Annotated in this window: 17 protein-coding genes and 1 pseudogene; 11 read left to right on the plus strand and 7 right to left on the minus strand. The window is 43.1% G+C overall.

The genetic code is table 11. The annotated features are described in order from the left end of the window. Nucleotides 1-534: 534 nt before the first annotated feature. Nucleotides 535-2409, minus strand: coding sequence for a Xaa-Pro dipeptidyl-peptidase (locus CVD19_RS13110; RefSeq protein ID WP_101582308.1), 1875 nt, complete (start codon nt 2407-2409; stop codon nt 535-537). 452 nt (nt 2410-2861) lie between these two features. Here CVD19_RS13110 and CVD19_RS13115 point away from each other — a divergent pair, with 452 nt between their 5' ends. After that, a complete protein-coding gene (locus CVD19_RS13115) occupies nt 2862-5189 on the plus strand; it encodes a WD40/YVTN/BNR-like repeat-containing protein (protein ID WP_101582309.1) in 2328 nt (775 codons plus the stop codon). Nucleotides 5190-5417: 228 nt separating this feature from the next. Here CVD19_RS13115 and CVD19_RS25465 read toward each other — a convergent pair whose 3' ends face one another. After that, entirely contained in the window at nt 5418-5774 is a 357-nt protein-coding gene (locus CVD19_RS25465) for a DUF3291 domain-containing protein (RefSeq protein ID WP_257985129.1), read from the minus strand. Between the two features lie 453 nt (nt 5775-6227). Between CVD19_RS25465 and CVD19_RS13125 the strand changes: the two genes are divergently transcribed. Continuing rightward, entirely contained in the window at nt 6228-7217 is a 990-nt protein-coding gene (locus CVD19_RS13125; protein ID WP_101582310.1) for a LysM peptidoglycan-binding domain-containing protein, read from the plus strand. A 693-nt stretch (nt 7218-7910) separates the two neighbouring features. Here the strand turns inward: CVD19_RS13125 and ftsZ are convergent. Continuing rightward, nucleotides 7911-8918, minus strand: a pseudogene (ftsZ, locus tag CVD19_RS13130) (cell division protein FtsZ); the annotation flags it as partial. 617 nt (nt 8919-9535) lie between these two features. On the opposite strand from ftsZ, the gene CVD19_RS13135 reads away from it, so the two are divergent. Beyond that, nucleotides 9536-10174 (plus strand): aspartyl-phosphate phosphatase Spo0E family protein, encoded by a 639-nt coding sequence (locus CVD19_RS13135; RefSeq protein WP_101582311.1) that lies wholly within the window; start codon nt 9536-9538, stop codon nt 10172-10174. 195 nt (nt 10175-10369) lie between these two features. Here CVD19_RS13135 and CVD19_RS13140 read toward each other — a convergent pair whose 3' ends face one another. The 3 genes from CVD19_RS13140 to CVD19_RS13150 are packed head-to-tail and all read right to left on the minus strand — an operon-like array spanning nt 10370 to nt 13171. After that, on the minus strand, nt 10370-10798 hold the full coding sequence (locus CVD19_RS13140) for a hypothetical protein (RefSeq protein WP_101582312.1): 429 nt from the start codon (nt 10796-10798) through the stop codon (nt 10370-10372). Between the two features lies 1 nt (nt 10799). After that, a complete protein-coding gene (gene pabB, locus CVD19_RS13145; protein WP_101582313.1) occupies nt 10800-12575 on the minus strand; it encodes an aminodeoxychorismate synthase component I in 1776 nt (591 codons plus the stop codon). Then, nucleotides 12569-13171, minus strand: coding sequence for an anthranilate synthase component II (locus CVD19_RS13150; protein WP_101582314.1), 603 nt, complete (start codon nt 13169-13171; stop codon nt 12569-12571). The genes pabB and CVD19_RS13150 overlap by 7 nt, the downstream gene beginning before the upstream one ends. Nucleotides 13172-13405: 234 nt before the next feature. On the opposite strand from CVD19_RS13150, the gene CVD19_RS13155 reads away from it, so the two are divergent. Next, the gene (locus CVD19_RS13155) at nt 13406-13795 is read left to right on the plus strand and encodes a hypothetical protein (RefSeq protein WP_101582315.1); all 390 of its coding nucleotides are present in this window, start codon (nt 13406-13408) and stop codon (nt 13793-13795) included. 714 nt (nt 13796-14509) lie between these two features. Here CVD19_RS13155 and CVD19_RS13160 read toward each other — a convergent pair. Continuing rightward, on the minus strand, nt 14510-15355 hold the full coding sequence (locus tag CVD19_RS13160) for a MurR/RpiR family transcriptional regulator (protein ID WP_101582316.1): 846 nt from the start codon (nt 15353-15355) through the stop codon (nt 14510-14512). A 306-nt stretch (nt 15356-15661) separates the two neighbouring features. Between CVD19_RS13160 and CVD19_RS13165 the strand changes: the two genes are divergently transcribed. From CVD19_RS13165 to CVD19_RS13195, 7 genes are read left to right on the plus strand one after another with little or no spacing between them, the layout of a single operon-like run. Then, nucleotides 15662-17230, plus strand: a complete 1569-nt coding sequence (locus tag CVD19_RS13165) for an ABC transporter substrate-binding protein (protein ID WP_101582317.1) — start codon at nt 15662-15664, stop codon at nt 17228-17230. A 28-nt stretch (nt 17231-17258) separates the two neighbouring features. Next, complete coding sequence (locus CVD19_RS13170; protein WP_101582318.1) at nt 17259-18209, plus strand: ABC transporter permease; 951 nt, start codon at nt 17259-17261, stop codon at nt 18207-18209. Between the two features lie 17 nt (nt 18210-18226). Then, entirely contained in the window at nt 18227-19126 is a 900-nt protein-coding gene (locus CVD19_RS13175) for an ABC transporter permease (protein WP_101582319.1), read from the plus strand. A 27-nt stretch (nt 19127-19153) separates the two neighbouring features. Continuing rightward, a complete protein-coding gene (locus tag CVD19_RS13180; RefSeq protein ID WP_101582320.1) occupies nt 19154-20167 on the plus strand; it encodes an ABC transporter ATP-binding protein in 1014 nt (337 codons plus the stop codon). Beyond that, nucleotides 20148-21134 (plus strand): ABC transporter ATP-binding protein, encoded by a 987-nt coding sequence (locus tag CVD19_RS13185; RefSeq protein ID WP_101582321.1) that lies wholly within the window; start codon nt 20148-20150, stop codon nt 21132-21134. The genes CVD19_RS13180 and CVD19_RS13185 overlap by 20 nt, the downstream gene beginning before the upstream one ends. Before the next feature lie 13 nt (nt 21135-21147). Continuing rightward, the gene (gene menC / locus CVD19_RS13190) at nt 21148-22263 is read left to right on the plus strand and encodes an o-succinylbenzoate synthase (RefSeq protein ID WP_101582322.1); all 1116 of its coding nucleotides are present in this window, start codon (nt 21148-21150) and stop codon (nt 22261-22263) included. Nucleotides 22264-22284: 21 nt separating this feature from the next. Beyond that, on the plus strand, nt 22285-23433 hold the full coding sequence (locus CVD19_RS13195; RefSeq protein ID WP_101582323.1) for a M20 peptidase aminoacylase family protein: 1149 nt from the start codon (nt 22285-22287) through the stop codon (nt 23431-23433). Nucleotides 23434-23469: the final 36 nt, after the last annotated feature.

Here is a 23469-nt window from a genome sequence, read left to right on the forward strand (position 1 = left end):
AACTGCTTTTTTGTTGTTTAATCACAATGACCGGGCACAGCATTTTTATCCGTCACAACCAAATCAAAGAGAGCCAGATTGCATAAATTAGTACGGTACTTTGTTTTTTAATACCCCGTGATGAAAACAGGTTGAGGAAAAATAAGCACAGGTTTCCTTTCATAAGCCCTGGACATTTTTATCTTTACTTCGATTTGAAATCAAACGTAAGCGTGACAACAATGGTCGGCTGGTGTACTTTCTATATTTTTACTATTGAATTATGGTTGAAACCAAGGGATGGGTGGATTCTTGTATGTCCTGCTGCCTGACTTTACACTTTGAATTATAGTATTTTGATTTTCTAACATGGAGGATGCAGGCATGCTGACTTATAGCTGCCAGCATTACAAGAATTAGCACCAGGAAGCCATTGTCCTTCATGCCCGCCACTCCGTCTAAAAGTGCTGTTATACATAAATTTTCGTTCTACTCTACGCTACTACTGATACACAAGGAAGATGAACCCTATATACTCAAACTCGTTTTTCTGTATTATCTTTCAATTGCCTTTTTATCGTTGCCGACCAAAGGTAATTCCACGTAGCTTTCTCCCAGCTGAACAGTGTATGTGGCACCACTCATGGACGGAATGGTGCGCCTGTAGTCACTTCCTGCGATGATAACTCCGATGCGGTGCCCTGCTTTGAATACATAGTCTTCAGGAAGGGCACTCCACTGGAATTTGTACTTTTTCTCTGGTCTCAGTTGGTCCTCAAATAACAGTGATTTCCAGTTTTGTGGATCAAACCATCCTCTGGTTACTACTTCGTAAGGTGCAGTATGAGTCGTTTTTTCTGTCTCTTTATAGCAGGCATCATCTTCAGCTGTGCTTTCTCCCCAGCAGCTTTCCTGGGTAAGTGTCCGGATTCCTTCCCCTCTGCTTTCGTGGTGCACACGGGTGTCCGTTCCATAATCCACGATTAGCACCGTCAGATTTGAATCAGGCTTGTCCACTTTTGCGCTGAGGGAAATCTCCGGCCTGCCGCTAATTCGCACATCTTTCTCCAGTGTTTCTGTCAGAAATACTAATCGATCGCTTTTTACTGTCGTTTCGTTAGTTATCATTTCTGTCTCTGTTTGTTTCGGATTATCAGTAAAGCTCTGGGTGAGACGGCCTTTTACAGGGCGTGTACTTAAGTTGCCATTTGATTGCTCATTTGCCCCTGGTGAAAACCGCAGTTTCACTGGTATAGCTTTTTTATCTGGCCATGATGTATAGGTTTCCCAGTTGTCTGCTCCTCGTTCTATGTCTACGGCCGGTTCATCCATAATGCCATTCTCAATGTCAAGCAGCCAGTAATCAAACCACCGGTGCAATGTATCAACCCACTCAGCTCTTCGGAAATCAAACGGGTCGACGTGGCCGGTTTCAGTTAACCACAGTTTGCGGGGAACATCCTTCTTTGAAAGTGCTTCCCACCAATCAGCGAAATGGTTCATCTTCACGTTATAGTCATTCAAGCCATGGACCGCAAATACACTTGCCTTTACCTTCTTAACATCTTTCACATAATTTCGTTCATGCCAAAATTTATTATAGTCGCCTGATTGATCATCCGCCTCTTTATTGAGACGGTCAAAAACGGGCTGGCACGCTTCTTTTCGTGCGCTGCTGGTTACAGTCCTGGCTAAGCCGCCGGGTCCATTATTATAATATGTAAGTCCTTCATAGCGGTAATAATTGTACCAGCTGCTGATTGCGCCGATTGGCACGATTGTTTTTAATCCTTCGACGCCAGTCGCAGCAACACCATTGGCCAATGTACCATCATAAGACTTGCCAATCATGCCTACATTACCGGTCGTCCACGTTGCTTCTACTTCTTCGCCATTTTTATCTCTCGCCTCGGCCCGCCCGTTCAACCAGTCTATTACTACTTTAATACTTTCAATCTCCTCATATCCACCAGTAGTGGCACAGCCATCTGATTGATTTGTTCCAACCATTTCTGGATGGACAACTGCATACCCTCTCGGAACAAAATAGTTATCATAGAAAAGAGGGGATTTCTCAATGATACCATCTTTGTCTTTATCTTTTATTTCACCTTCATTTCCTCGACCAATTCGCTCGTAATATGGGCTAGCATCCATAATGACAGGAACTTTGAGTTCCGCACCTGACTCTTTTGGGCGAATGATGTCTACGGCGATGCGATCAGCTAGTCCATTATTATCAGTATCCAGGCTGGATTCGACAAATACAGTTTCGCGGATGGCATCACTATATGAATATTTCGGCTGTGATTTTAAACCAGTAAATGAAGTGTCCTGTGCTGCGGCTACTGTGCTTGTGTAGTTCACCGATGATAGAGTTAAAGAAGCTATTAAAAAAGTAGTAACTAATACGATACTTTTCTTTTTCATCCAATCCCTCCTTCATAATTTAAGATAATTATAGGAGAAATGAAAATAACATTAACAGGTTATATTTTACTGAATTTTAAAAATATTCATATTTTTGAGTAGAGCAAAAGAACCAAGTTAACGGGACGAAACAAGAAACCATATAATAGCCTATAAACTTGCAAAATGTTTGTGGTTTCTCCTGCCAGATTAGTACGAAACGTTTAATATCAGTGTCACTTCAGGTAGAACCTGCTCTAATTTAGACACTTTGTAGCAGAACAAAAAAATAGTGACAGGTAAAAAGAATCAAAATATTCAAAATATATTGTAAATATTTCATTATCCGTTTTAAAATAAGTTAACCAGTAACGGGAGGGGGTGATGAAATATACAGCATGCTGTCGTTTGCAGAAATCTTGATCGATTTCATGCAAGATTTAAAAACAATTAAGTAGTTGGGAGGAGTTTTTTTGAACAAAAAAAACTGGATAGTGCTAGCCGCAGTTTGTTGTCTTGTAGCAACATTCGTTACCGTTTTCCTCTTTCGGGACCAAGCCGCACCAGCTACAGAGAAAGTGATATCAGAAAACAAGGCAGAACCAAAAGACGAAGAAGGCTTCGTCGAAAAAGGGCCGGGAAAACGGGATGATTGGTTCATGACCCAAAAAGGGTACGAGGAAGATGTTATCCCGAGGGACGCATTCCGCAAAGCAACCGAACAGGCTAAAAAGCTTAAAGCTACGACAGCGAGCGAAGCACCTGGGGCGCTGAACCAGGAATGGAAGTTTAATGCTCCCAGTAATATCGGTGGACGAGTGGTTGATGTAGCCGTTGACCCAAAGCAACATGACACTATATACATAGCTGCTGCATCCGGAGGTGTATGGAAAAGTACTGATGCAGGAAATACATTTGAAACAGCATGGGATGATGACAACTCTCAAGCAATGGGGGCTCTTGCAGTCAGCAGCGAGGGAACGCTTTTCGCTGGTACAGGAGAAGCCAATCCTGGGGGAGGAAGTATTGTCTATGGAGGAACTGGTATCTTCAAATCAACGGATGGAGGCATGAACTGGGTACCAACCGGACTGAAGGAATCAGGTTCGATTGGCAGAATTGCCATAGATCCGGTCAATCCAAATCGTATTTATGTAGCCGCAACAGGACCTCTTTTCCATGATGGAGGAGAACGCGGGTTGTACCGCTCAACAGATGGAGGGAAAACATGGGATTTAGTGCTGGAAGGTGAAAATGCTACTACTGGTGCGGTTGATATTGCGATTGATCCGAATAACCCGGAAACATTGTATGCTGCGATGTGGGACCGGATCCGCTACCCAAATAAGCGCCAATATGGCGGAGAAGGTTCGGCGATATACCGGTCAAAAGATGGCGGGGACTCTTGGACAAAGCTTAAGGAAGGACTGCCGGCAGGCGAAAAGGGCAGAATCGGGATTGCTGTATCCACGTCTGATTCGAACCGGGTATATGCAACTGTGGTCAAGCCTGACGGATACTTTGAAGGCTTCTACACTTCTGATAATGGCGGTGATTCCTGGATTAAGGCCCCTTATCATAAAGATCTGGCCAACTCCCAGTCATCCTTTGGATGGTGGTTTGGCCGAAATTATGTTGACCCGAATGATGGAAACCATATTTTTGTAACTGGTGTAGAGCTGATGGAATCCACAGATGGCGGGAAAACCTGGGCGAAGATTAGTACGCGGGCTGTCCATGCTGACCAGCATACGATGGCATGGGATGCTAAACAGCCAGGCAGGGTGTACCTTGGGAATGATGGAGGGGTCTACCGTTCTGAGGATAATGGCTCGGTAACGAAAGGATGGGTTAAGGCGACATATGAGCCTTATACCCAATTCTATACTATGGATATCAGCCAGCAGGATTCATCAAGAATCTCAGGAGGAACACAGGATAATGGTTCAAACAGATCGTGGGGTAGAGACGGCTGGAATAACTACTATGGGGGAGACGGGCTTACTAACCTTATCAACTATGAAAACAAGGATATCGTATATGCCTGTTATCAGTATGGAAATTGTGCATGGTCTGAAGATGGCGGAAACACGATGAAATCTTTTACAAAAAACACAGTCTCAGAGAGAAGGAACTGGCTGACACCAATCGTTTTTGACCCGAATGACCCGTCCATTATGTACTACGGCGGAAACATGTTAAACCGCTCAGTCGATGGAGGCAGGACGTGGCAAGCGATCAGTCCAAGTCTTTCGGATGCGGTAAGCCAGGATGCCTATCCTTATGGAACCATCACGACTATTGCAGTCGCAAAATCAAACGGGGGTGTGATTTACGCAGGCACAGATGATGGAAAGTTATGGACGACTAAAGACCTCGGGAAAAAATGGACCGAATTAAAGGACAAGAATCTTCCTGTCCGCTGGGTCACAAGGGTGGCTGTCGACCCGAAGGATGAAAGTTTAGTCTATGCCACTTTCTCCGGATTCCGTTCTGGTGATAATACTGCTCATGTCATGCAAAGTAAAGATGGAGGAAAGACATGGAAGGATATCAGCGGCAACCTTCCTGACGTTCCCGTCAATGACATTATCGTCAATCCGAAGAACCGTCACACACTATATATAGCGACTGACGTAGGCGTATTTGTATCTCCTAACGGCGGAAAGAAGTGGTACAGTCTCGGCGAGGGCATACCGATGATAGCGGTAACTGATATTAGCTACCATGAAGCGACTGGTGTCCTATATGCAGCGACGTTTGGAAGGGGGATTTACAATGTAAAACTGACTGGCTGGTAAAAAATATAACTCTGATAATGAAACTGCCTTCACATATGGAGGCAGTTTTTTCATCCTGTGGGACAAGTCAATGGTTTCCTAAATTATGAAACTGGATATACTGCGTATCTCTATTCCCCGGCACAATTTCTCTCAAGCTTCATTTTCAACCTATCTTTGAATGCGAATTTGAATACCCTCCTGGGAAACTCTATGCGAGCAATAATCTAAATTGGTGAGAAAGTTACATTAAATTAAGGGAGCAGAAGCAAAGTAATGGGGGGGAGAATTTCCACTTCCTATACGGAAGCAAGTCAACTGGCCTCTGCTACTTAACCAAGAACATCTCCCCAGCTTCATTAAATGCGTGCTTACAGTCAAACGCAAATGAGTTGATCCATGCTGAAAATAATAGTTATATCGCTTGAAAGCCTCCTCCCAGGATACATCCTTAACCTGTTCCGTCCACCACACCACATATGTAGGTTGTTTCTCTTGATGAGGTCCAATCCACTTGTTCCTTTCTCGTAAGGCTTGCTTATGTCTGCCAGAAGAGGTAAAACGATATAAAGATTGAAGACTTTTCCATACCGTTAGTGTAAGAATAGGAAAGCCCCCCCTTTGATTGCATCCTCAGGAAATGGCACTCCATTAAATGAAAACTCCTTTAGGAGATGCCCTGATATGGCAGCCTGTCGAATTACTTCGTATCCTACTTCAAAAAACTCACGAGAGGCAGGGTGTTCATACGGGTTTTAGTCTGCCAACAGTATAGATCGCAACAAAAGCCATAATTACTCCTCCACTTACACTTTTTACCTACTTACATTCAAGAAAGAATGGACAAATTCCTGTTCTGCAAAATTGCTAATATGCTTTAGGTTTTATGCGTTTTCTCATTTTCGAAATGAACCACAAGGGATCGAATTTATGCTTCTGTAATATGGTGTCTTTATTTTGTTATCCTCGTCATCTAATTAAAATCTCCCTGTCCTTTTATTGTAAAAAAACTATGTTAACATAACAAAATAAAGAGAACAGCCGATGGGAGGCACACAAATGAAACAAAAATTTCGATCTTTATTGATGGCAACGGCATTATGTATAGCAGCTGCCACAACAGTACAAGCAGAACAAGTTGTCGTACATAAAGGAGATACTCTATGGGATCTTTCACAAAAATATGGTGTAGTTGTAGAATCCATTAAAGAATGGAATAACTTATCTTCTGACCTCATTCATCCAAATGACATTCTGGAAGTATCGCCTGTTAAAGAGGTTCTTGTGAGACAAGGAGATACCCTCTGGAATATCTCTAACATATACGGTGTTACAGTGGACGATTTAAAGCAATGGAACCATCTAGCTGCCGATTTAATTCATCCCGGTCTGGTATTGACGATTTATACTGATTTACATAATGACGATACCGCTAAAACAGAAACTGATGAAGATCAAGCAGCAGATACTCAAGCACCAGCTGCATCTGTGCATAATAATCGGGAAGGCCAGGAAGTCACTACTGAGGCGACTGAAGCACCAACTGAAACAGTAAATACTGCACCGGCAGGCGGGGATATCACTGCTGAGGCAACACCAGCACCAGCTGAATCTGTAAATACTGAGCCGGAAGGAGAGGACAGCACTGCTGGGGCAGCACCAACACCAGCTGAATCTGTAAATACTTCGCCGGTAGACCAGGAAACCACGGCAGAGGCAGTGCCAACACCAGTTGAACCTGTAACGAGTGAGCCGATAGGTGAGGAAATCACTGTTGAGGCAACTGCTTACACCGCTGAATGCGAAGGATGTATTGGTATTACAAAAACAGGTGTCGATTTGAACGAAAACCCTGATGCAAAAGTAATTGCAGTCGATCCAAATGTTATCCCTCTGGGGTCTAAAGTTTATGTAGAAGGATATGGTTATGCCACCGCTGAAGATACAGGCGGCGCAATTAAAGGAAACAGGATCGATGTGTTCATTCCTGAGCAGGGTGACGCTTTGGTCTGGGGAAGACAACAAGTAAAAGTAACCATCATTAATTAAAGAGAATGATAGTAACGCCCATTTGTTTTGGGGTCACTTTTAAAAAACAGAAACGTTTGCACAAAACGAACCCTCCTTCAGCAAATGGCTTAAAGGGGGGATTTCTATCAGGGATTTTATATTTAAATAATAATTTCTACTCGTTTAAGTTCATTCAATGCACCGCCACCAAAAAGGACATCCTGTTTCATAGGATGTCCTTTTGTCATTTCATTACCTTCTATTTCTTCGGCGAAAGAACGACGGAATTTCTAGTGAATCTGATCGTTGTTGCCGTTGCCGGCCAGGCTTTACGGATTCTCTATATCTTGCCGGCTCTTCGTATCTTGCCGGCTCTTCGTATCTTGCCGGCTCTTCGTATCTTGCCGGCTCTTCGTATCTTGCTGGTTCTACATATTTTGCCGGTTCTTTATATCTTGCCGGTTCTTCGTACCTTGCCGGTTCTTTGTATCTTGCTGGTTCTTCGTATCTTGCTGGTTCTTCGTATCTTGCTTGTTCTACATATTTTGCCGGTTCTTTATACCTTGCTGGTTTTTCGTACCTTGCTGGTTCTGCGTATGATGTTCCGGGCTCTTCATAATGACTGTATTCTTCATATTGTGCGGGTTTCCTATATCTTGCAGGTGCTTCGTAATTGGGTTCATCGGAAGCAGCGTATCCACGCTGTGTTGTATGTATTTGTTGCATAGCTTGGGACTTTGCGGCCCCTGCTGCTGATGGGTAGCGGGTTTTTGGCGAAATTTCATCGTCATGATTGAAGCCAGTAGCAATTACCGTAATCATGATATGGTTATTAAGATCCTCATTAATGACGGAACCAAAAATCATGTTTAATTCCTGACCGGTTGCAGAGGCTACAATATCGGCTGCCTCCTGTACTTCATACAGACTTAAGTCATTCCCGCCCGTTATATTCATCAATACACCCTTGGCTCCATCAATGGATGTCTCAAGCAACGGACTGGAAATGGCCTTCTTTGCGGCTTCTACGGCACGGCCTTCACCCGAGGCAGCACCGATGCCCATTAATGCCGTTCCTTGAAAGGACATGATTGTTTTTACGTCAGCAAAATCAAGGTTAATCAAACCGGGTACGGCAATTAAATCCGAAATGCCCTGGACACCCTGCCGCAGGACATTGTCCGCTTCACGGAATGCTTCCAGCATCGGTGTTTTTTTATCGACTACTTCCAATAAACGTTCATTTGGAATAATGATTAAGGTGTTAACGGCTTTCTTCATTGCTTCAATTCCGGCCGCCGCATTTTGTGCACGCTTGCGTCCTTCGAAATTGAACGGACGTGTCACCACGCCGATTGTGAGGGCACCAAGCTCACGGGCGATTTGGGCAATAGCAGGAGCAGCTCCTGTACCAGTTCCGCCACCCATTCCTGCTGTCACGAAAACCATATCAGCACCTTTTAAAGCGTCCTGAAGCTGCTGTCTGCTTTCCTCGGCTGCCTTCCTCCCGATGTCGGGATTTGCGCCCGCACCCAATCCTCTTGTTAGCGTATCACCGATTTGCATCTTAATTTCCGCTTTAGACATATTAAGAGCTTGTGCATCTGTATTAACAGCAATGAATTCTACACCCTGCACCCCATCTTCAATCATCCGGTTGACGGCATTATTTCCACCGCCGCCTACTCCAATCACCTTTATCGTGGCAAATTGATCTATGTACGGATCCAATTCTAACATTCCTATTCCTCCTCAAATACTTTTCTAATTGCCCCCAGTGGGTTTCTCAGGTTTTTTTCTCTATCATATAACATATAATAAAATTCGCTATAAAAAGTCGATTCGTGCAAGTTGTTAGTAATTTGTAACGTTAAAGTAATAAATGAGGCTACGGAAGTGGTCAGGGGATTCCAAACTTCCAATGAAGGGACCCAGAACGTACACCGCGTACAAACGCAATGAATACGTCGAAATTCAAGAGCTAATCTCTGCAACGAAAATTCATGCAGAGATCATATACAACTTCTTGGGACGGCAAAACATCGAGTAGCTGGAAACAGTACTTACGGCTATGTCCTATTCCCTGGAATGCCCCGAATTGTCTCGAAGACAATAAAACTGTATAATAAGATAGGGAATAACCGCGAATCTTGGGTAGTTTCGGTTGCACGAAACTATTCGAAGGTTGGGAGGTAATTCCTTTTTCTGCAAGAATAACCCTGTAACAACAACGTCATTCATCTCTCCACCATTTTAGTGGCTCGTGATATTCGAAACGTTACTTTAGGACTTAGGGGATACTAACCGAATTAGTATGATTGAAACTATGAATCATTCAGACAAAAAGGAGTTTCTTTATGATTAACGAGGTTATAGAAAGCATTCGTGAAAAGTTGTATAAAAATACTAATATTCAACAGTTATCATCTGCAAGGACACTGGAACTGAGTGAGGAGCTTAACAGATTTCTTAATTTTCAAATGAGAGTCAGCAAGTCATTGCCTGCAGATTATTCACACTCAAATGTACATGAAAATGCCGTCCGGAATATTTTGGAGGTTGCTTTAAAGGAAAAATTTGATTTGCCTGACCCGTTTAGCGATAGGTTGTTAAACGGCCGGATTTGGTATGATATGGATATTGTCCTTTTTTTGCTAGCCTCTATATCCAAGAAGTACGGAAATGATGCGGTTGAATATATGGGTGAACTGGTGCCGGACAAATGCATTTTTCCTGAATCGATTCAAAGTTTTAATGATGCGATACAAAATTTAAATCGTATCTATTACATGAACCATAAGACAAACGTGTACATTGGAGAATATTTACCCTATATGGAAAGCAAAAATCAAATTCAGTTATTTTGTAACACGGCACATTACCCGGCAGCTTATAATCACGGGATTATTAAGGGTTTGTCCAAGAAATTCAATCAATCTCTTAAGCTTTCTATAGCCAGTAGAAACCATGGGGGAGAATTTAAAATTGTGAACTAATATATATTTCTCTTCCGTACAAGAGCACCTTTCAGGGTGCATTTTTTTGTCCGTTTTGCCAGCAACTCTATCAAGCTACGACGTACCAGGATTTTATGTTAGGGAAATGTCAGAGGGCATTCAGTGAATAAGAAGGATCGTCCCTGTCATTGCTTGAAATCCTCGGCTCATTTAACAGCATAAAAAAGGGGCTGCTCAGCCCCCTTGCTTATTTAGTTCTTTATACGCAATTACTTTTAAAGCCAAGATTTCCTCGTTCGTTAATTTAGCCTCAATATTCCGCAGGATTTCCTCTTTTGATGCAGTGCCATTTTGAACCTGCGACTGAATATCCTTAAGTTCTGTAAGTCCCACTTTATTGATTAAAAGACGTGTAGCCTCTTCTTTTGTTGTGAACGGCAATTTACTTTCATCTACGTTTTCCGCTCCTTCTAAGAAGGCTTGAAGTTCGGGATCATTCTCAATTGACTGCCTGATTGCCTCTATTTCTCCGCTATTTTCAAGTTCCGTTGAAACAGCGTCCATCAATTTTTCAGAAGCCATATTGGTACCAACATAATAAACGCCAATCCCTAGCCCGACGAGAATAACCATCAGAACAACAATAAATTTAACTATTTTCATATTAACAACTCCTCGGCCCATCATTATACCAACCGTCCCTATGCTTCACATTAACCCACTTCCTTACACTATTAATGAGCCAGAGATTTGTGCAAATCTTTAGATCACTGATCGTGAGCGTTCTTTCATGGATTTGGTTATTTTCTAACAGGTGTTTACGGAATGTTCCTGGAAGCAAGCCGCTTTCTACATAAGGGGTGAATAACTCGCCTTCAATTTCCAGCACAACATTTCCCGTGGTGAATTCAGTGAGTTCATTCTGTTCATTCCATAAGAGTACATCATATGCTTCTGGGAATCTACCCTTAAATGACGAGTAGATCTGCCGGTTTGTTGTTTTGTGATACAGAAATATATCATCTTTTTTTATGGGATGATCTGCCAGTGCGACAGTAACCTGGTTTTGGGAAGCGGTGATTGCTGCACCTTCCACGGTTGCTTGTCCATCTTTAGAAACAAGCAGCCTGACTTTTTGTTCTTCGTTCACGTTTGTGAGAGCATATTTTTGCAGTTCTTCTGCAACGTTTTCAATACCAATAGCAAACCCGAAATATTCTGCAGACTTTTTCATGCGGTCAAGATGTTCATTAAGCAAAAAGTAATGTCCGTTTTTTAGATTTAAGCTTTCTAATAGTTCGAAATCTGGCCGGTTTTGTTGTAATAACGCTGCTTTAGTTATAATTTCGTGGTATTCATCTTCTTCAGTTGAATCCCATGTAATTCCGCCGCCAACTCCATACTCGGCTTTGCCCGTTGATTTTTCAATGATGACTGTCCGGATCGGCACATTAAAGATTGCTTCCTTTTTCGGGGTTATATACCCGATCGCCCCGCAATAAACTTCTCTTGGGGACTTTTCCAATTCAGAAATAAACTTCATTGTGCTAATCTTAGGCGCTCCAGTGATTGAGCCACACGGAAACAGTGCTTTAAAAATATCAGTAATCGTGGTTTGTGGTGATAAATTAGCAGTAACTGTTGATGTCATCTGGTAAACCGTGGGATACTGCTCGATTGAAAAAAGGCTGGGAACTTCGACCGAACCTGGCTCCGCAATGATGCCCAGATCATTCCTTAACAAGTCCACAATCATCAGGTTTTCGGAACGGTTTTTTTCAGAGGTCGATAACTGTTCTAGGTGGGATAAGTCCTCCTGATACGTCTTTCCTCTCTGGATCGTCCCTTTCATGGGCCTTGTAGTGACTTTATTGTTTTGCAAGTGAAAGAATAGCTCCGGCGACGCAGACAATATACTATGTTCCTCTGTGGAGATATAGGCACAATAATTCGCAGACTGCCCCTTGGCGAGCTGCTTAAAGAAGCTGAAATCATCCCCTTTAAAGGTCGAGTTCAGGCGGATCGTATAGTTAACTTGATATGTATCTCCGTTTTTTATATACTGTTTGATTTTATGAAACCGGGAACGATATTCTTCAATATCTACATCGGGTAGCCATTCCGCTACAGAATAGTGTTCTGGTTCATAACTTACTGGTTCACCCGGCTTACTGAATAATCCAAACCATAACAGGGGCATTTTATTTTGCTCATTTACTAAAAAAGCATCATCAAATGCGGGGGCAGCCTCGTAAGTAATGTATCCAGCCGCATATAAACCTGACTCTACAGCATCCTGAACCCGTTGCAAACAGGGGATGACCTCATCAATTGTCCTGGCAATAATGATTTCTTCCGGATTGGAAAAGGTGAGCGGGGTGACTTTTCCGCTATCGTCTGCAAACTCAAAATGCAACATATTCTGCTTATTGTTCAACATAATGTATTCTCCTGTAATTCAGTTGCTTTAGGGTTGGGTATAAAAAAGTTTTTCAAAAGCTGAATGCCTGATTCGGTCAAAATAGATTCAGGATGGAATTGCATACCTTCGACTTTATATTTTTTATGCCTGATGGCCATAATCTCGCCAGTTGGGCTTACTGCACTTACTTCTAAACAGTCTGGAATTGTTTTAGAATCTACAATTAAAGAATGGTATCTTGTAACAGAAAGTGGGCTACCCATATTATTAAAGACCGATTGCCCATCATGAGTGATTAATGACACTTTTCCATGCATTGGCCTTTCGGCTTGTATGATTTTTGTACCAAAAAATTGTGCAATGACTTGATGGCCTAAACAAATCCCTAAAATGGGGGTTGTTTTATAGAACTCTTTTACAATGTCCAGGGATAAACCCGCCTGCTCCGGATTTCCCGGGCCGGGGGAAATAAGGATAAATTCAGGATCCATTTTTTTTATTTCATCAATTGTTGTCTGATCATTTCTGATGACAGCCACATTTTTGTCAAATTGCTTTATATATTGTACGAGATTAAAAGTAAACGAGTCATAATTATCTATCACCAGAATCATCATCAACTCTCCATTTCCCCTGTGATAAGACATTTTCATATTAAGGAATTACATTTTAGAATACATGAAAACCACCTGGCCTGTCGCGTACCTCCATGAATAGGACAACTTGATAATCCGTCGCGATAAAATAGTAACAAGCTGTTTTCAGATTGTTAAAAAGCTGTCAGAGGTAACCAATATTAAGTATAATTGGGTTAATAATACGAGTTTTGGACTGAAGAGGGATTAATAATGAGAGATGTTATTTTGCTTATCGCTGAAATAGTTAATATGTTCCATGACCAAATTAATGAAATGAGTGATGAGTTAGGACTGAACCTATCTGATAAGGATTTGCACCTTTGGGTTTTTGGTATTTTAGGGATTATTTCTTTTTTAATTGTCCATCAATTGTTTAAAGCGCTGGCCAGATACAGTATTACTGTGATTTCTTTTATCTATACTTTTACTGTTTTAATAGTGATTGTATTTGCGGTAGAAATTCAACAGAAAATTACTGGCAGGGGTAACATGGAATTCGTTGACGCAGTAATAGGATTATGGGGGTTTTTACTGTTCTTCCTGGGATATCTCGTTTTAAAATTAGGAATCCTCTGGATAAGAAAACTAATGAAAAAATAAAACAATACGTTAGCGCAATTTCTCTTTTCGGAGGAATCAACTTATGTCTCTCCACGTTACATACAAGGTGGATAGTATTATTTTCTGAATTGGGCCGCTAAAAAATAGCCCTCGCTTAACTATATTAGCTAAAAAACTCCGTCGACTCAATCATACATCTAAAGTCTCAGTTTATTTCAGTGTTAAGGCCAATGTGAAAAATTAGGTCGCAAACTAAAATAAACTTAACAAAACTAAAGGAGACGATCAGTATGTTTGAGGAAACGTACGTAATTGAAAAGGAGATTCAGAGAAGGGAAGAAGAACTTCTTAAATTTCAGCGTGCAATGAGAAATGTCGATAGTCTTAAAGAAATCCCGTTCTATTGCAGGTTGCCTGTCATTCAACAGCTCAATCTGTGCCAATGTCAATAATTTAAGGACAAAAATTCGCAAACGGATACCATGAAACTGAAGATCATACCATTTTTCGTTCAATAATGATACAGTTGTTTTTCCATTAACATCCACGGACAATGCATATCAATATCGTTGGCCCCACAATCTTTCATAAACACCTTCAAAGCCACCTTCATTTTATCGAAGGTGGTCTTTTATTGAATGGACGTCTGTCCCCGGGGAAATAAATGTTCAAATTCACTCGAAGATAAGGAAGAAGCAATCTTCGAGAACTGTCCGCAAAAACTAGAGGCAATCCCAGCCTCATTTTTTCGTGCTACATAAAAAAGTATCCAGGGTTAAATTTCTCATATTCATCTCTTCTTTGTTCAAACCCTTTTTTATCAATTACGGATACACCTGCCACGATTGCGTTGACCAAAGAGAAAACAGGCGGGGCGGAGTCGATTGTGGATCTTGTCGACAATCCGATGGGTAATAGGACATCTGAGAATTCGGCTAGCGGAGACAATGGAGAATCAGTGATGCCAATGACAAACGCTCCCTGCTTTTTCGCAGATTCCGCCAATCCCAGGGTCATCGAAGAATACCGGTGAAAAGTAATGGCAATCAGGATGCTCCCGCTGTCCAGTTTTGATAATAAATGGTTGAAATCGTCTATGCCGGGATTGATAAGATGTGAATTTCCCTTGATGATATTAAGTGTAAATGAAAGCCAATGGGCGATCGCAAATGAGGTCCGGATGCCAGTGACCATTATATTGTTTGAATTATAGATTTTCCTGACTGCCCTATTTAGGTCAGCTTCGTCCAAATTCTCCATAACCTCGCTGATGTTTGCCATATCCCTTCCCATACTCTGGGCAAAAAAGTTTGGCTTGTCTGCCATTCCTTCTTTGTCAGCCTGGTATTCATGCAGGCTGCTCTTTTGGAAAATAAGATAGTTTCTAACCTCGTTTTGCAGTTCGCTATACCCACTATATTCCAGTGCATAACAAAATCTGATCACCGTGGTTTCACTCACTCCTACTTCCTGCCCAAGCTGGCTTGCGGATTTCATCGCGATTGACTGAGGATTATCGAGTACGTATTTTCCTACCTTTTTGTTTCCTGACGACAATGAGGGATATTTGTTTTTGATTCTTTCTTGAAAATTGGCCATATGCAAAAACTCCCCTACTTTATTTGGTCTATCCTGATTATGAAGTATGTGTTTTCTATAAAAATATCATGTTTGATGGAAATATGGCAATTCAGTCCGGTGGAATAAACGTGAATTTAATTCTATTTTTCTAAAATAACATTGTATAAAGAGTATTGCGAAAAGACTGAATATATGATAAATTTATTGAAAGTATAAACTTCAAAAATTTAAAAAACGAAGTGTAGACTTTAGTTTTGGAAAATGATGGGTAGGTTTTTTGCAAGCCTCTCCAAAAGATGATCAATACAAAGGGGGAAATAGGAAATGAAGAAAGTCAGCTTTTTATTCATGGCCGTATTGCTTATGTTTTCTTTAGCCGCCTGCTCGGGCGAAGAGAAAAGCAGCAGTACAAAGGAAAAAGAAAAAGAGGTTTTTGGAGGAGAACTGAAAGTTGCATACAACGCACAGCCGCCGACCCTGGACCCCTTATTAACGACTGCTGTAGCCACAAGGGACATTCAGCGTCATGTTTTTGAAACACTCGTGACGTTTGATCAAAATTTCGGAATTCAACCGATGCTTGCCGAGTCTTATGAGGTGAGCGAGGATGGAAAGACAATCACCTTTAAACTAAGGGAAGGAATCAAGTTCCACAATGGTGAGGATATGGATGTAGAGGATGTTATAGCCTCCATGACAAGATGGGTAAAGGTTACTCCTCTCGGTAAGTCCTATTTTGCGGATGCCACCTTCACCGCTGAGGGAGACAATACAGTTGTTTTACAGCTGCAGCAGCCTCTTTCCACAGCACTGGCAATGCTGGCCGACCCGGGGCAGGCAGCCGTCATAACACCTAAAGAGGTGAACGAAAGTGCAACGGAAAAAGGACTTGCAGAATTTATCGGGACAGGCCCTTATAAGTTCGTTGAATGGAAAACAGACCAGCACGTATATTTAGAAAAATTTGCTGACTATAAATCTCTTGAAACAAAAAGCAGCGGGCTCGCCGGTAAAAAAGCTGGCTACGTTGATGATATCTACTTCCAGTTTGTAACGGACGCCTCCACCCGCCTTGCAGGGATCCAGACAGGGGAATACGATATCGCAAATGCAATTCCATTTGATAATGCAGAGCAATTGGAAGCAAGCGGGGATGTTAAGAACCATATTGACCATAACGGCTTTAATGGAGTGGTCTTTAACAAGAAAGCTAGGTTTTTCCAGGATGTGAAGGCCCGCCAGGCTGTAAACGCGGCGCTCGATCAGGAAGAAATCCTGATGGCTTCGTTTACAAACGATAATTTTTATGAACTGGAACACGGGCTTATGATAAAAGACCAGAAGGATTGGTACAGCGACGCAGGGAAGGACCAATACAACCAAAAGGATCCGGATAAAGCGAAAAAATTGCTGAAAGAAGCGGGCTACAATAAAGAAGAAATCATTATTTTGGCCAGCAGGGATTATGAGGACCACTATAATGCTGCAGTTGTTGTCCAGCAGCAGCTTGAAAAGATTGGCATGAAGGTAAAACTTGACGTGTATGACTGGGCGACAGTCCTTCAAAAACGTAACGATCCAAATGCCTATGATATTTTCGTAACCGGTTTCCCAACCGAACCGATTCCTGCAAAATATGTCTTTCTAGATTCAGTTACTCAATGGCCTGGCTGGACCAACAGTCCGGAAATGGATGAATTGTTGGACAAGATCAATACTGCGTCATCACAGGAAGAAGCGAAAAAATACTTTGACGAGCTTCAGGAAGAGTTTTATAACTACCTGCCAATCATAAAATTCGGAAATAAGACGACGATCACCTCGACACGTTCCAACATAGAAGGAATGGGCTTTTTACAAGGGATTACCTTATGGAACGTCCAGAAAAAGTAACTAGATAGCAGAGGGAGAGGAGTTACCTTTGAAAGGATATATTTTAAAACGGTTATTATCCCTTATACCTGTTCTTTTCGTAGTAGCCGTTGTTGTTTTTCTCATTATCCATATTACACCTGGTGATCCGGCGGCTGTCATGCTGGGTCCGGATGCAAGTCCGCGTGAGGTAGCCGAGCTTCGTGAGGAACTCGGCCTCAACCTCCCTCTTTACCAACAATTTACGGATTGGCTCGCTGGTATCGTAAAGGGCGATTTTGGGTGGTCCATTTTTATGAAAGAACCTGTACTTCATTCGTTCTTTTCTCATTTGGGCCCGACGTTATCGTTAGCCATCTTTGCCCAATTGCTCGCCATTTTACTTGCAATTCCACTCGGAGTCATAGCTGCCAGAAAGAGAGGCAGTATAGTGGACCAGTCATTCATGGGAATATCGCTTATAGGGATTTCTGTTCCAAGCTTTCTGCTTGGGCTGTTGTTGATTTTATTGTTCGCTGTCCAGCTCAGGTGGCTGCCTGTTGCAGGTTACAGGCCTCTGAGCGAAGGATTGTTCCAGCACTTGCGCTATCTGATCTTGCCGGCAATTGCCCTCGGTGCGATGCAGGCTGCCCTTATCGCCAGGATGACAAGGTCATCCATGCTGGATATATTAAATGCGAATTTTATCAAAACTGCCCGTTCCAAAGGTGTGAAAGAAAGTATTATTGTGTATAAGCATGCGCTGCGGAATGCCTTCATCCCAATCCTGACTGTGATTGGACAGACCTTCGGCACGTTGGTTGCAGGCGCTGCAGTCGTTGAAACCGTGTTTAATATTCCCGGGATTGGCCAGTTGATTATTAATTCTGTTGAACGCCGGGATTTTGCTGTCATCCAGGGTACGATCATGCTTGTGGCGATAAGTTATGTATTAATCAATCTTGTGGTCGATTTATTATACGGCGTCATCGATCCGCGAGTCCGTCTTAACCGCAAATAGAAAGGAGGCGCTCTTTTATGCAAGCATCCGTTACAAGAGAAGTTGAAATATCAAATGTTAAAAACCATATAAAAAAAGAACGCAGACAATTGCTGCTAAGGCGTTTCCTTTCAAATAAACTTGCTGTCACCGGGAGCATCATTATTGCGGCTGTGATTTTGTTTACCATTCTAGGCCCGCTTTTAGCTTCCCAAAGTCCCTACGAGCTGGCGGCAAAAGAACGTCTTCAGGCTCCCAGCGGTGAACATGTTTTCGGAACCGATAATTATGGACGTGATTTATTCAGCCGGGTTGCCCATGGGGCGAAAGTATCGATCGGGGTAGGATTTTCGGTGGCCTTGATCACTTCTTTGGTGGGAATGCTGATTGGGCTTTATGCAGCATACAATCGCGTCCTCGACAATGTCCTGATGAGAATTTGTGATGGTTTGATGGCGTTTCCGGCCATTTTGCTGGCGATCGCCATTATGGCCGCCATCGGGCCGAGGACGGAGAACGTCATAATCGCATTAGCGTTTGTCTTTACACCTTATGTTGCCCGGACCGTCCGTTCTTCCGCACTCGTTATTAAGGAACAGACGTACATTGAGGCATTAAGGGCCCAAGGTGCCAGTTCTGCAAGAATCATATGGCTGAACATCGCTCCCAATGTGATTTCACCATTGGTCGTCCAGGCCACTTTCATTTTTGCCGATTCCATCATCGTCGAGGCGGCATTAAGCTTCCTCGGAGCAGGAATACCGGCACCGGCGCCAAGCTGGGGGAACCTATTGTATGATGGCAAAATGGTCATTTTTAATGCATGGTGGATGACAATTTTCCCTGGCATTGCAATCATGCTGACCGTTTTTGGCCTTAACCTGTTCGGGGACGGCATTCGTGATTTATTAGACCCTCATAATAACAAAGCAAAATAATTACATATGCAGAGGAGGGGAGCAGCAATGGAAAGCAAACTTCTGGAAGTGAAAAATTTAAAAACGCATTTTAAAACGGAACGGGGTTCCGTCACAGCGGTGGACGGAGTCAGCTTTTCGGTCCATGCAGGAGAAACTGTTGGCGTTGTTGGTGAGTCAGGGTGTGGGAAGAGTGTAACCGCAGAGTCCATCCTCCGCCTGCTTGATGAAAAATCAACGAAATATGAAGGGGAAATCCTCTATCAGGAAAAGAATTTGCTAAACTATTCGATCACCAAGATGCAGGATATAAGAGGAAATGATATCTCGATGATTTTCCAGGATCCGATGAGCTCGTTAAACCCTGTTTACACCGTAGGAAACCAGATTGTAGAGGCCATTCTTCTCCACCAAAAAGTCAGCAAACGAGAGGCATACGAAAAAGCGGTCGAGATGCTGCGGTTAACTGGAATACCTTCACCTGAAAAGAGGGTCAATGAATATCCGCACGAGCTGTCCGGCGGGATGAGGCAGCGGGTGATGATCGCCATGGCTCTTTCCTGTAAGCCTAAGCTCCTTATTGCCGATGAGCCGACGACCGCTCTTGATGTTACAACACAAGCCCAAATTCTCGATTTGATCAATGATTTGAAAGAGGAATTCAACATGGGCACAGTGATGATTACTCACGATTTGGGTGTTGTGGCGGAAGTGTGCTCAAGGGTCGTTGTGATGTATTTAGGCCAGGTCATTGAAGAAAGTAATGTCCAATCACTGTTTAAGACACCATACCATCCCTATACACAGGGCCTGCTAAAATCAATTCCGCAAATGACAGGGGACCGTTCGGAAAAGCTCCATGTCATTGAAGGCAAAGTTCCTACCCTCCATCAAGTGCCGAAAGGATGCCGATTTGCACCGCGCTGCGCCTTCGCTACTGATTTGTGCAGAGAAGAGATGCCTGAGCTGACACAGGAGGAAGATGGCCGGAAAGTCAGGTGCTGGCATTACAAGGAAATACTGAAGGCTGGGGAGGATCAATATGTCAGTGCTGCTGAATGAACAAGATAAGCCTCTCCTGGAGGTAAAGAACCTTAAGAAATATTTCCCTATAACAAATTCACTTGGGAAAGTCACAGGACAGGTAAAAGCGGTAAATGATGTTTCTTTTAACTTGTATGAGGGTGAGACCTATGGCCTCGTCGGTGAATCAGGGTGCGGGAAAAGCACCACTGGCAGAACGGTGCTGCGCCTGGTCGAGCCGACAGAGGGAGAAACCGTTTACAAGGGCCAGAATATTTATAGCCTAAAGGGACGGGAGCTTTTAAATATGCGCAGGGAACTGCAAATGGTTTTTCAGGATCCGTATTCCTCTTTGAACCCTAGAAAACGGATTGGGCATATTTTAGAAGAAACACTGAAAATCCACAATATCGGCACAAAGCAGGAACGGATGGACCGCGTGATGGATATGTTAAATCGAGTGGGCTTTCAGTCGGAGCAGTATTATCGATATCCCCACGAATTTTCCGGAGGGCAGAGACAACGGATCGGGCTGGCCAGAGCATTGATGGTCAATCCAAGCCTGATTATCTGTGATGAACCGGTATCCGCTCTCGATGTTTCGATCCAGTCGCAGGTTTTGAACCTGTTGGAAGAAATCCAGGATGAATTTAAGCTTGCCTATCTGTTTGTTTCTCATGATTTGAGTGTTGTCCGCCATATATCGGACCGGATTGGTGTCATGTATCTGGGCCGCATGGTAGAAGAGGGGCCGACAGACGAACTCTTTGCCAACCCGCTTCATCCTTATACGAAAGCATTATTATCGGCAGTGCCTGTAGCGGATCCAGCGGTGAAAAGGGAGAAGATCAAGCTGAAAGGCGAGGTGCCTTCGCCCATCAATCCGCCAGCCGGATGTGTTTTTCATACTAGATGCCCTTTTGCAATTGACATTTGCAAGCAGGAAGTTCCAGTCATGAAAATGAACGCTGCCAATCATTCTGTCGCTTGCCATCTTTTTGAATGAGAGAAGGATCAAAATGAGAATTGATAAAGTTGTCATCAGAAGGTTGAAAATGGATTTGAAATTTCCGTTTCAAACGAGTTTCGGGACTCAGACAGACCGGGAATTCCTTATCACCGAAGTGTATGATGGAAATCATGTGGGCTATGGTGAATGCGTAGTGAACTCCAATCCCTTTTATAATGAAGAAACGGTCGAGACCGCCTCTCACATATTAAAGGATTTCCTAGTCCCATTTCTTTTTCAAAAGGAAGAGATTGCACATCCGGATGAAGTGAATGAACTGTTTAAACAGGTCCGGCGAAATAATATGGCTAAATCAGCATTGGAAGGTGCTGTGTGGGATTTATATGCGAAGAAGCAGGGAAAGACACTGGCTGAAGCAATAGGTGGGGCGAAACAGTCTATCCCGGTAGGTGTCAGCATCGGAATCCAGGAAACAAAGGAAGCGTTAATTGAGAAGGTTGGAAATTATCTTGACCAGGGCTTCCAAAAAATAAAGATAAAAATTAAGCCGGGCAAAGATATCGAAATGCTCAAGGCGGTCAGATATACATTTGGGGATATTCCAATGATGGCGGACGCTAATTCCGCATATACATTGAATGACATTGAACTTTTTAAAGAGATCGACAGCCTGGGGTTGATTATGGTGGAACAACCGCTCGCACATGATGATATTATTGACCATGCCAAGCTGCAGGCTGCCATCAAGACTCCTGTTTGTCTTGATGAAAGCATTCATTCAGCCGAAGATGCAAGAAAAGCAATCGAGCTTGGCAGCTGCAAAATTATAAATATCAAGATTGGCCGTGTCGGCGGAATTTCTGAAGCGATCAAAATTCATGATCTGTGCAAAGAGCACGATATACCTGTATGGTGTGGCGGAATGCTTGAGTCCGGAATAGGAAGGGCCCACAATCTTGCCATTACAAGCCTTGACAATTTTACAATCCCCGGAGATACAGCTCCATCAGCACGCTATTGGAACGAGGATGTCATCGAACCGGAGATTGTGATGGATGCTGGTGGTAATATCCAACTATCCAAGGCCCCCGGAATTGGGTACAAGATCAACAGGAAGGCATTAGAAAAATATACGATAGGTACAGCAATGTTTACTAAAAATTAAACTGGCTGAAGGAGGAGTAACATGTTGGGAACACTCGAGGTTAAGGACCTTAAAAGCCAGATATTTACTATTTTTAACCACTTGCATAATAATCCTGAGGTAAGCTGGAAGGAATATGAGACAACCCGATATATTACTGGATTACTTGAAGAGCTGGGAGTTAAGTTCGAGACTTTTGAGGATTGTACCGGTGTTGTGGCCGAAATGGGAGAGGGCCCTTTCACAGTGGGCTTGCGGGCCGACATGGATGCGCTCTGGCAGGAAGTGGATGGAGCCTGGAAGGCAAACCATTCATGCGGTCATGATGCCCACATGACCCTGGCATTAGGAGTTATTCTGTCGTTGAAAAAAATGAATGTAAAACTCCCGGGTAAAGTGAAATTCATTTTTCAGCCAGCAGAAGAAAAAGCCAATGGTGCTTTAAAAATGCTGGAGAAAAAAGTAATCGATGACATCGATTATTTATACGGCGTCCATGTACGGCCAGACCAGGAGGTTCCGCATGGCAAAGCTGCGCCTGCTATTGTCCACGGAGCGGGTAAATTTATTACTGGGAAAATCATCGGTGACGACCTGCATGGCGGCCGTCCGCATCTGGGAGCAAATGCGATAGAGGTTGGCTCTGCAATCGTCCAGGAAATCAAGGGAATCCGGCTTGATCCTCAAATTCCTTATTCGGTTAAAATGACCCGGTTCACAGCCGGAGGGGACAATGATAATATCATCCCTGGCTCTGCCGAGTTTGCGATCGATATGCGCGCACAAACCAACCAGGCAATGAGGCAGCTGGCAGCAAAAGTTGAAAAAATCATCGAAACGATCTCAGCCTTGTATCAAGTAAGAATTGATTTTACATATGCAGGGAATGCAGTAGCCGCCGAAGTGAATGAAGAAGCCCAATCGATCATGGCCGAAGCTATCCAGATTGTATTGGGTAAAGATCACTTATTCCCGCCAAGTGTTACATCTGGCTGTGAGGATTTCCACTTTTACAATGTACAAAGACCGGAAGTAAAAGCAACCATGCTTGGATTGGGATGCGGACTGGCCCCGGGCCTCCACCATCCGAAAATGACATTTGACCGTGACGCTTTAATCACGGGAACAGAAATTTTAACCAGGGCGATTCTTACTACTTTTGAAAAGAATGGGCTCAAGGTAGAATATTAAAGTTGCAGTCGAAAACATATTCCACAGGGAGGAACG

The organism is Bacillus sp. T33-2, assembly GCF_002860205.1.
Lineage (GTDB): Bacteria > Bacillota > Bacilli > Bacillales > Cytobacillaceae > T33-2.

Excerpts from the sequence above, each read along its gene's own strand:
- CVD19_RS13110 (WP_101582308.1), bottom strand. The coding sequence starts at position 2,409 with ATGAAAAAGAAAAGTATCGTATTAGTTACTACTTTTTTAATAGCTTCT.
- CVD19_RS13160 (WP_101582316.1), bottom strand. The coding sequence starts at position 15,355 with ATGGCCAATTTTCAAGAAAGAATCAAAAACAAATATCCCTCATTGTCG.
- menC (WP_101582322.1), top strand. The coding sequence starts at position 21,148 with ATGAGAATTGATAAAGTTGTCATCAGAAGGTTGAAAATGGATTTGAAA.
- CVD19_RS13195 (WP_101582323.1), top strand. The coding sequence starts at position 22,285 with ATGTTGGGAACACTCGAGGTTAAGGACCTTAAAAGCCAGATATTTACT.
- CVD19_RS13150 (WP_101582314.1), bottom strand. The coding sequence starts at position 13,171 with ATGATTCTGGTGATAGATAATTATGACTCGTTTACTTTTAATCTCGTA.
- pabB (WP_101582313.1), bottom strand. The coding sequence starts at position 12,575 with ATGTTGAACAATAAGCAGAATATGTTGCATTTTGAGTTTGCAGACGAT.
- CVD19_RS13125 (WP_101582310.1), top strand. The coding sequence starts at position 6,228 with ATGAAACAAAAATTTCGATCTTTATTGATGGCAACGGCATTATGTATA.
- CVD19_RS13180 (WP_101582320.1), top strand. The coding sequence starts at position 19,154 with ATGGAAAGCAAACTTCTGGAAGTGAAAAATTTAAAAACGCATTTTAAA.
- CVD19_RS13175 (WP_101582319.1), top strand. The coding sequence starts at position 18,227 with ATGCAAGCATCCGTTACAAGAGAAGTTGAAATATCAAATGTTAAAAAC.
- CVD19_RS13185 (WP_101582321.1), top strand. The coding sequence starts at position 20,148 with ATGTCAGTGCTGCTGAATGAACAAGATAAGCCTCTCCTGGAGGTAAAG.
- CVD19_RS13140 (WP_101582312.1), bottom strand. The coding sequence starts at position 10,798 with ATGAAAATAGTTAAATTTATTGTTGTTCTGATGGTTATTCTCGTCGGG.
- CVD19_RS13135 (WP_101582311.1), top strand. The coding sequence starts at position 9,536 with ATGATTAACGAGGTTATAGAAAGCATTCGTGAAAAGTTGTATAAAAAT.
- CVD19_RS13165 (WP_101582317.1), top strand. The coding sequence starts at position 15,662 with ATGAAGAAAGTCAGCTTTTTATTCATGGCCGTATTGCTTATGTTTTCT.
- CVD19_RS13155 (WP_101582315.1), top strand. The coding sequence starts at position 13,406 with ATGAGAGATGTTATTTTGCTTATCGCTGAAATAGTTAATATGTTCCAT.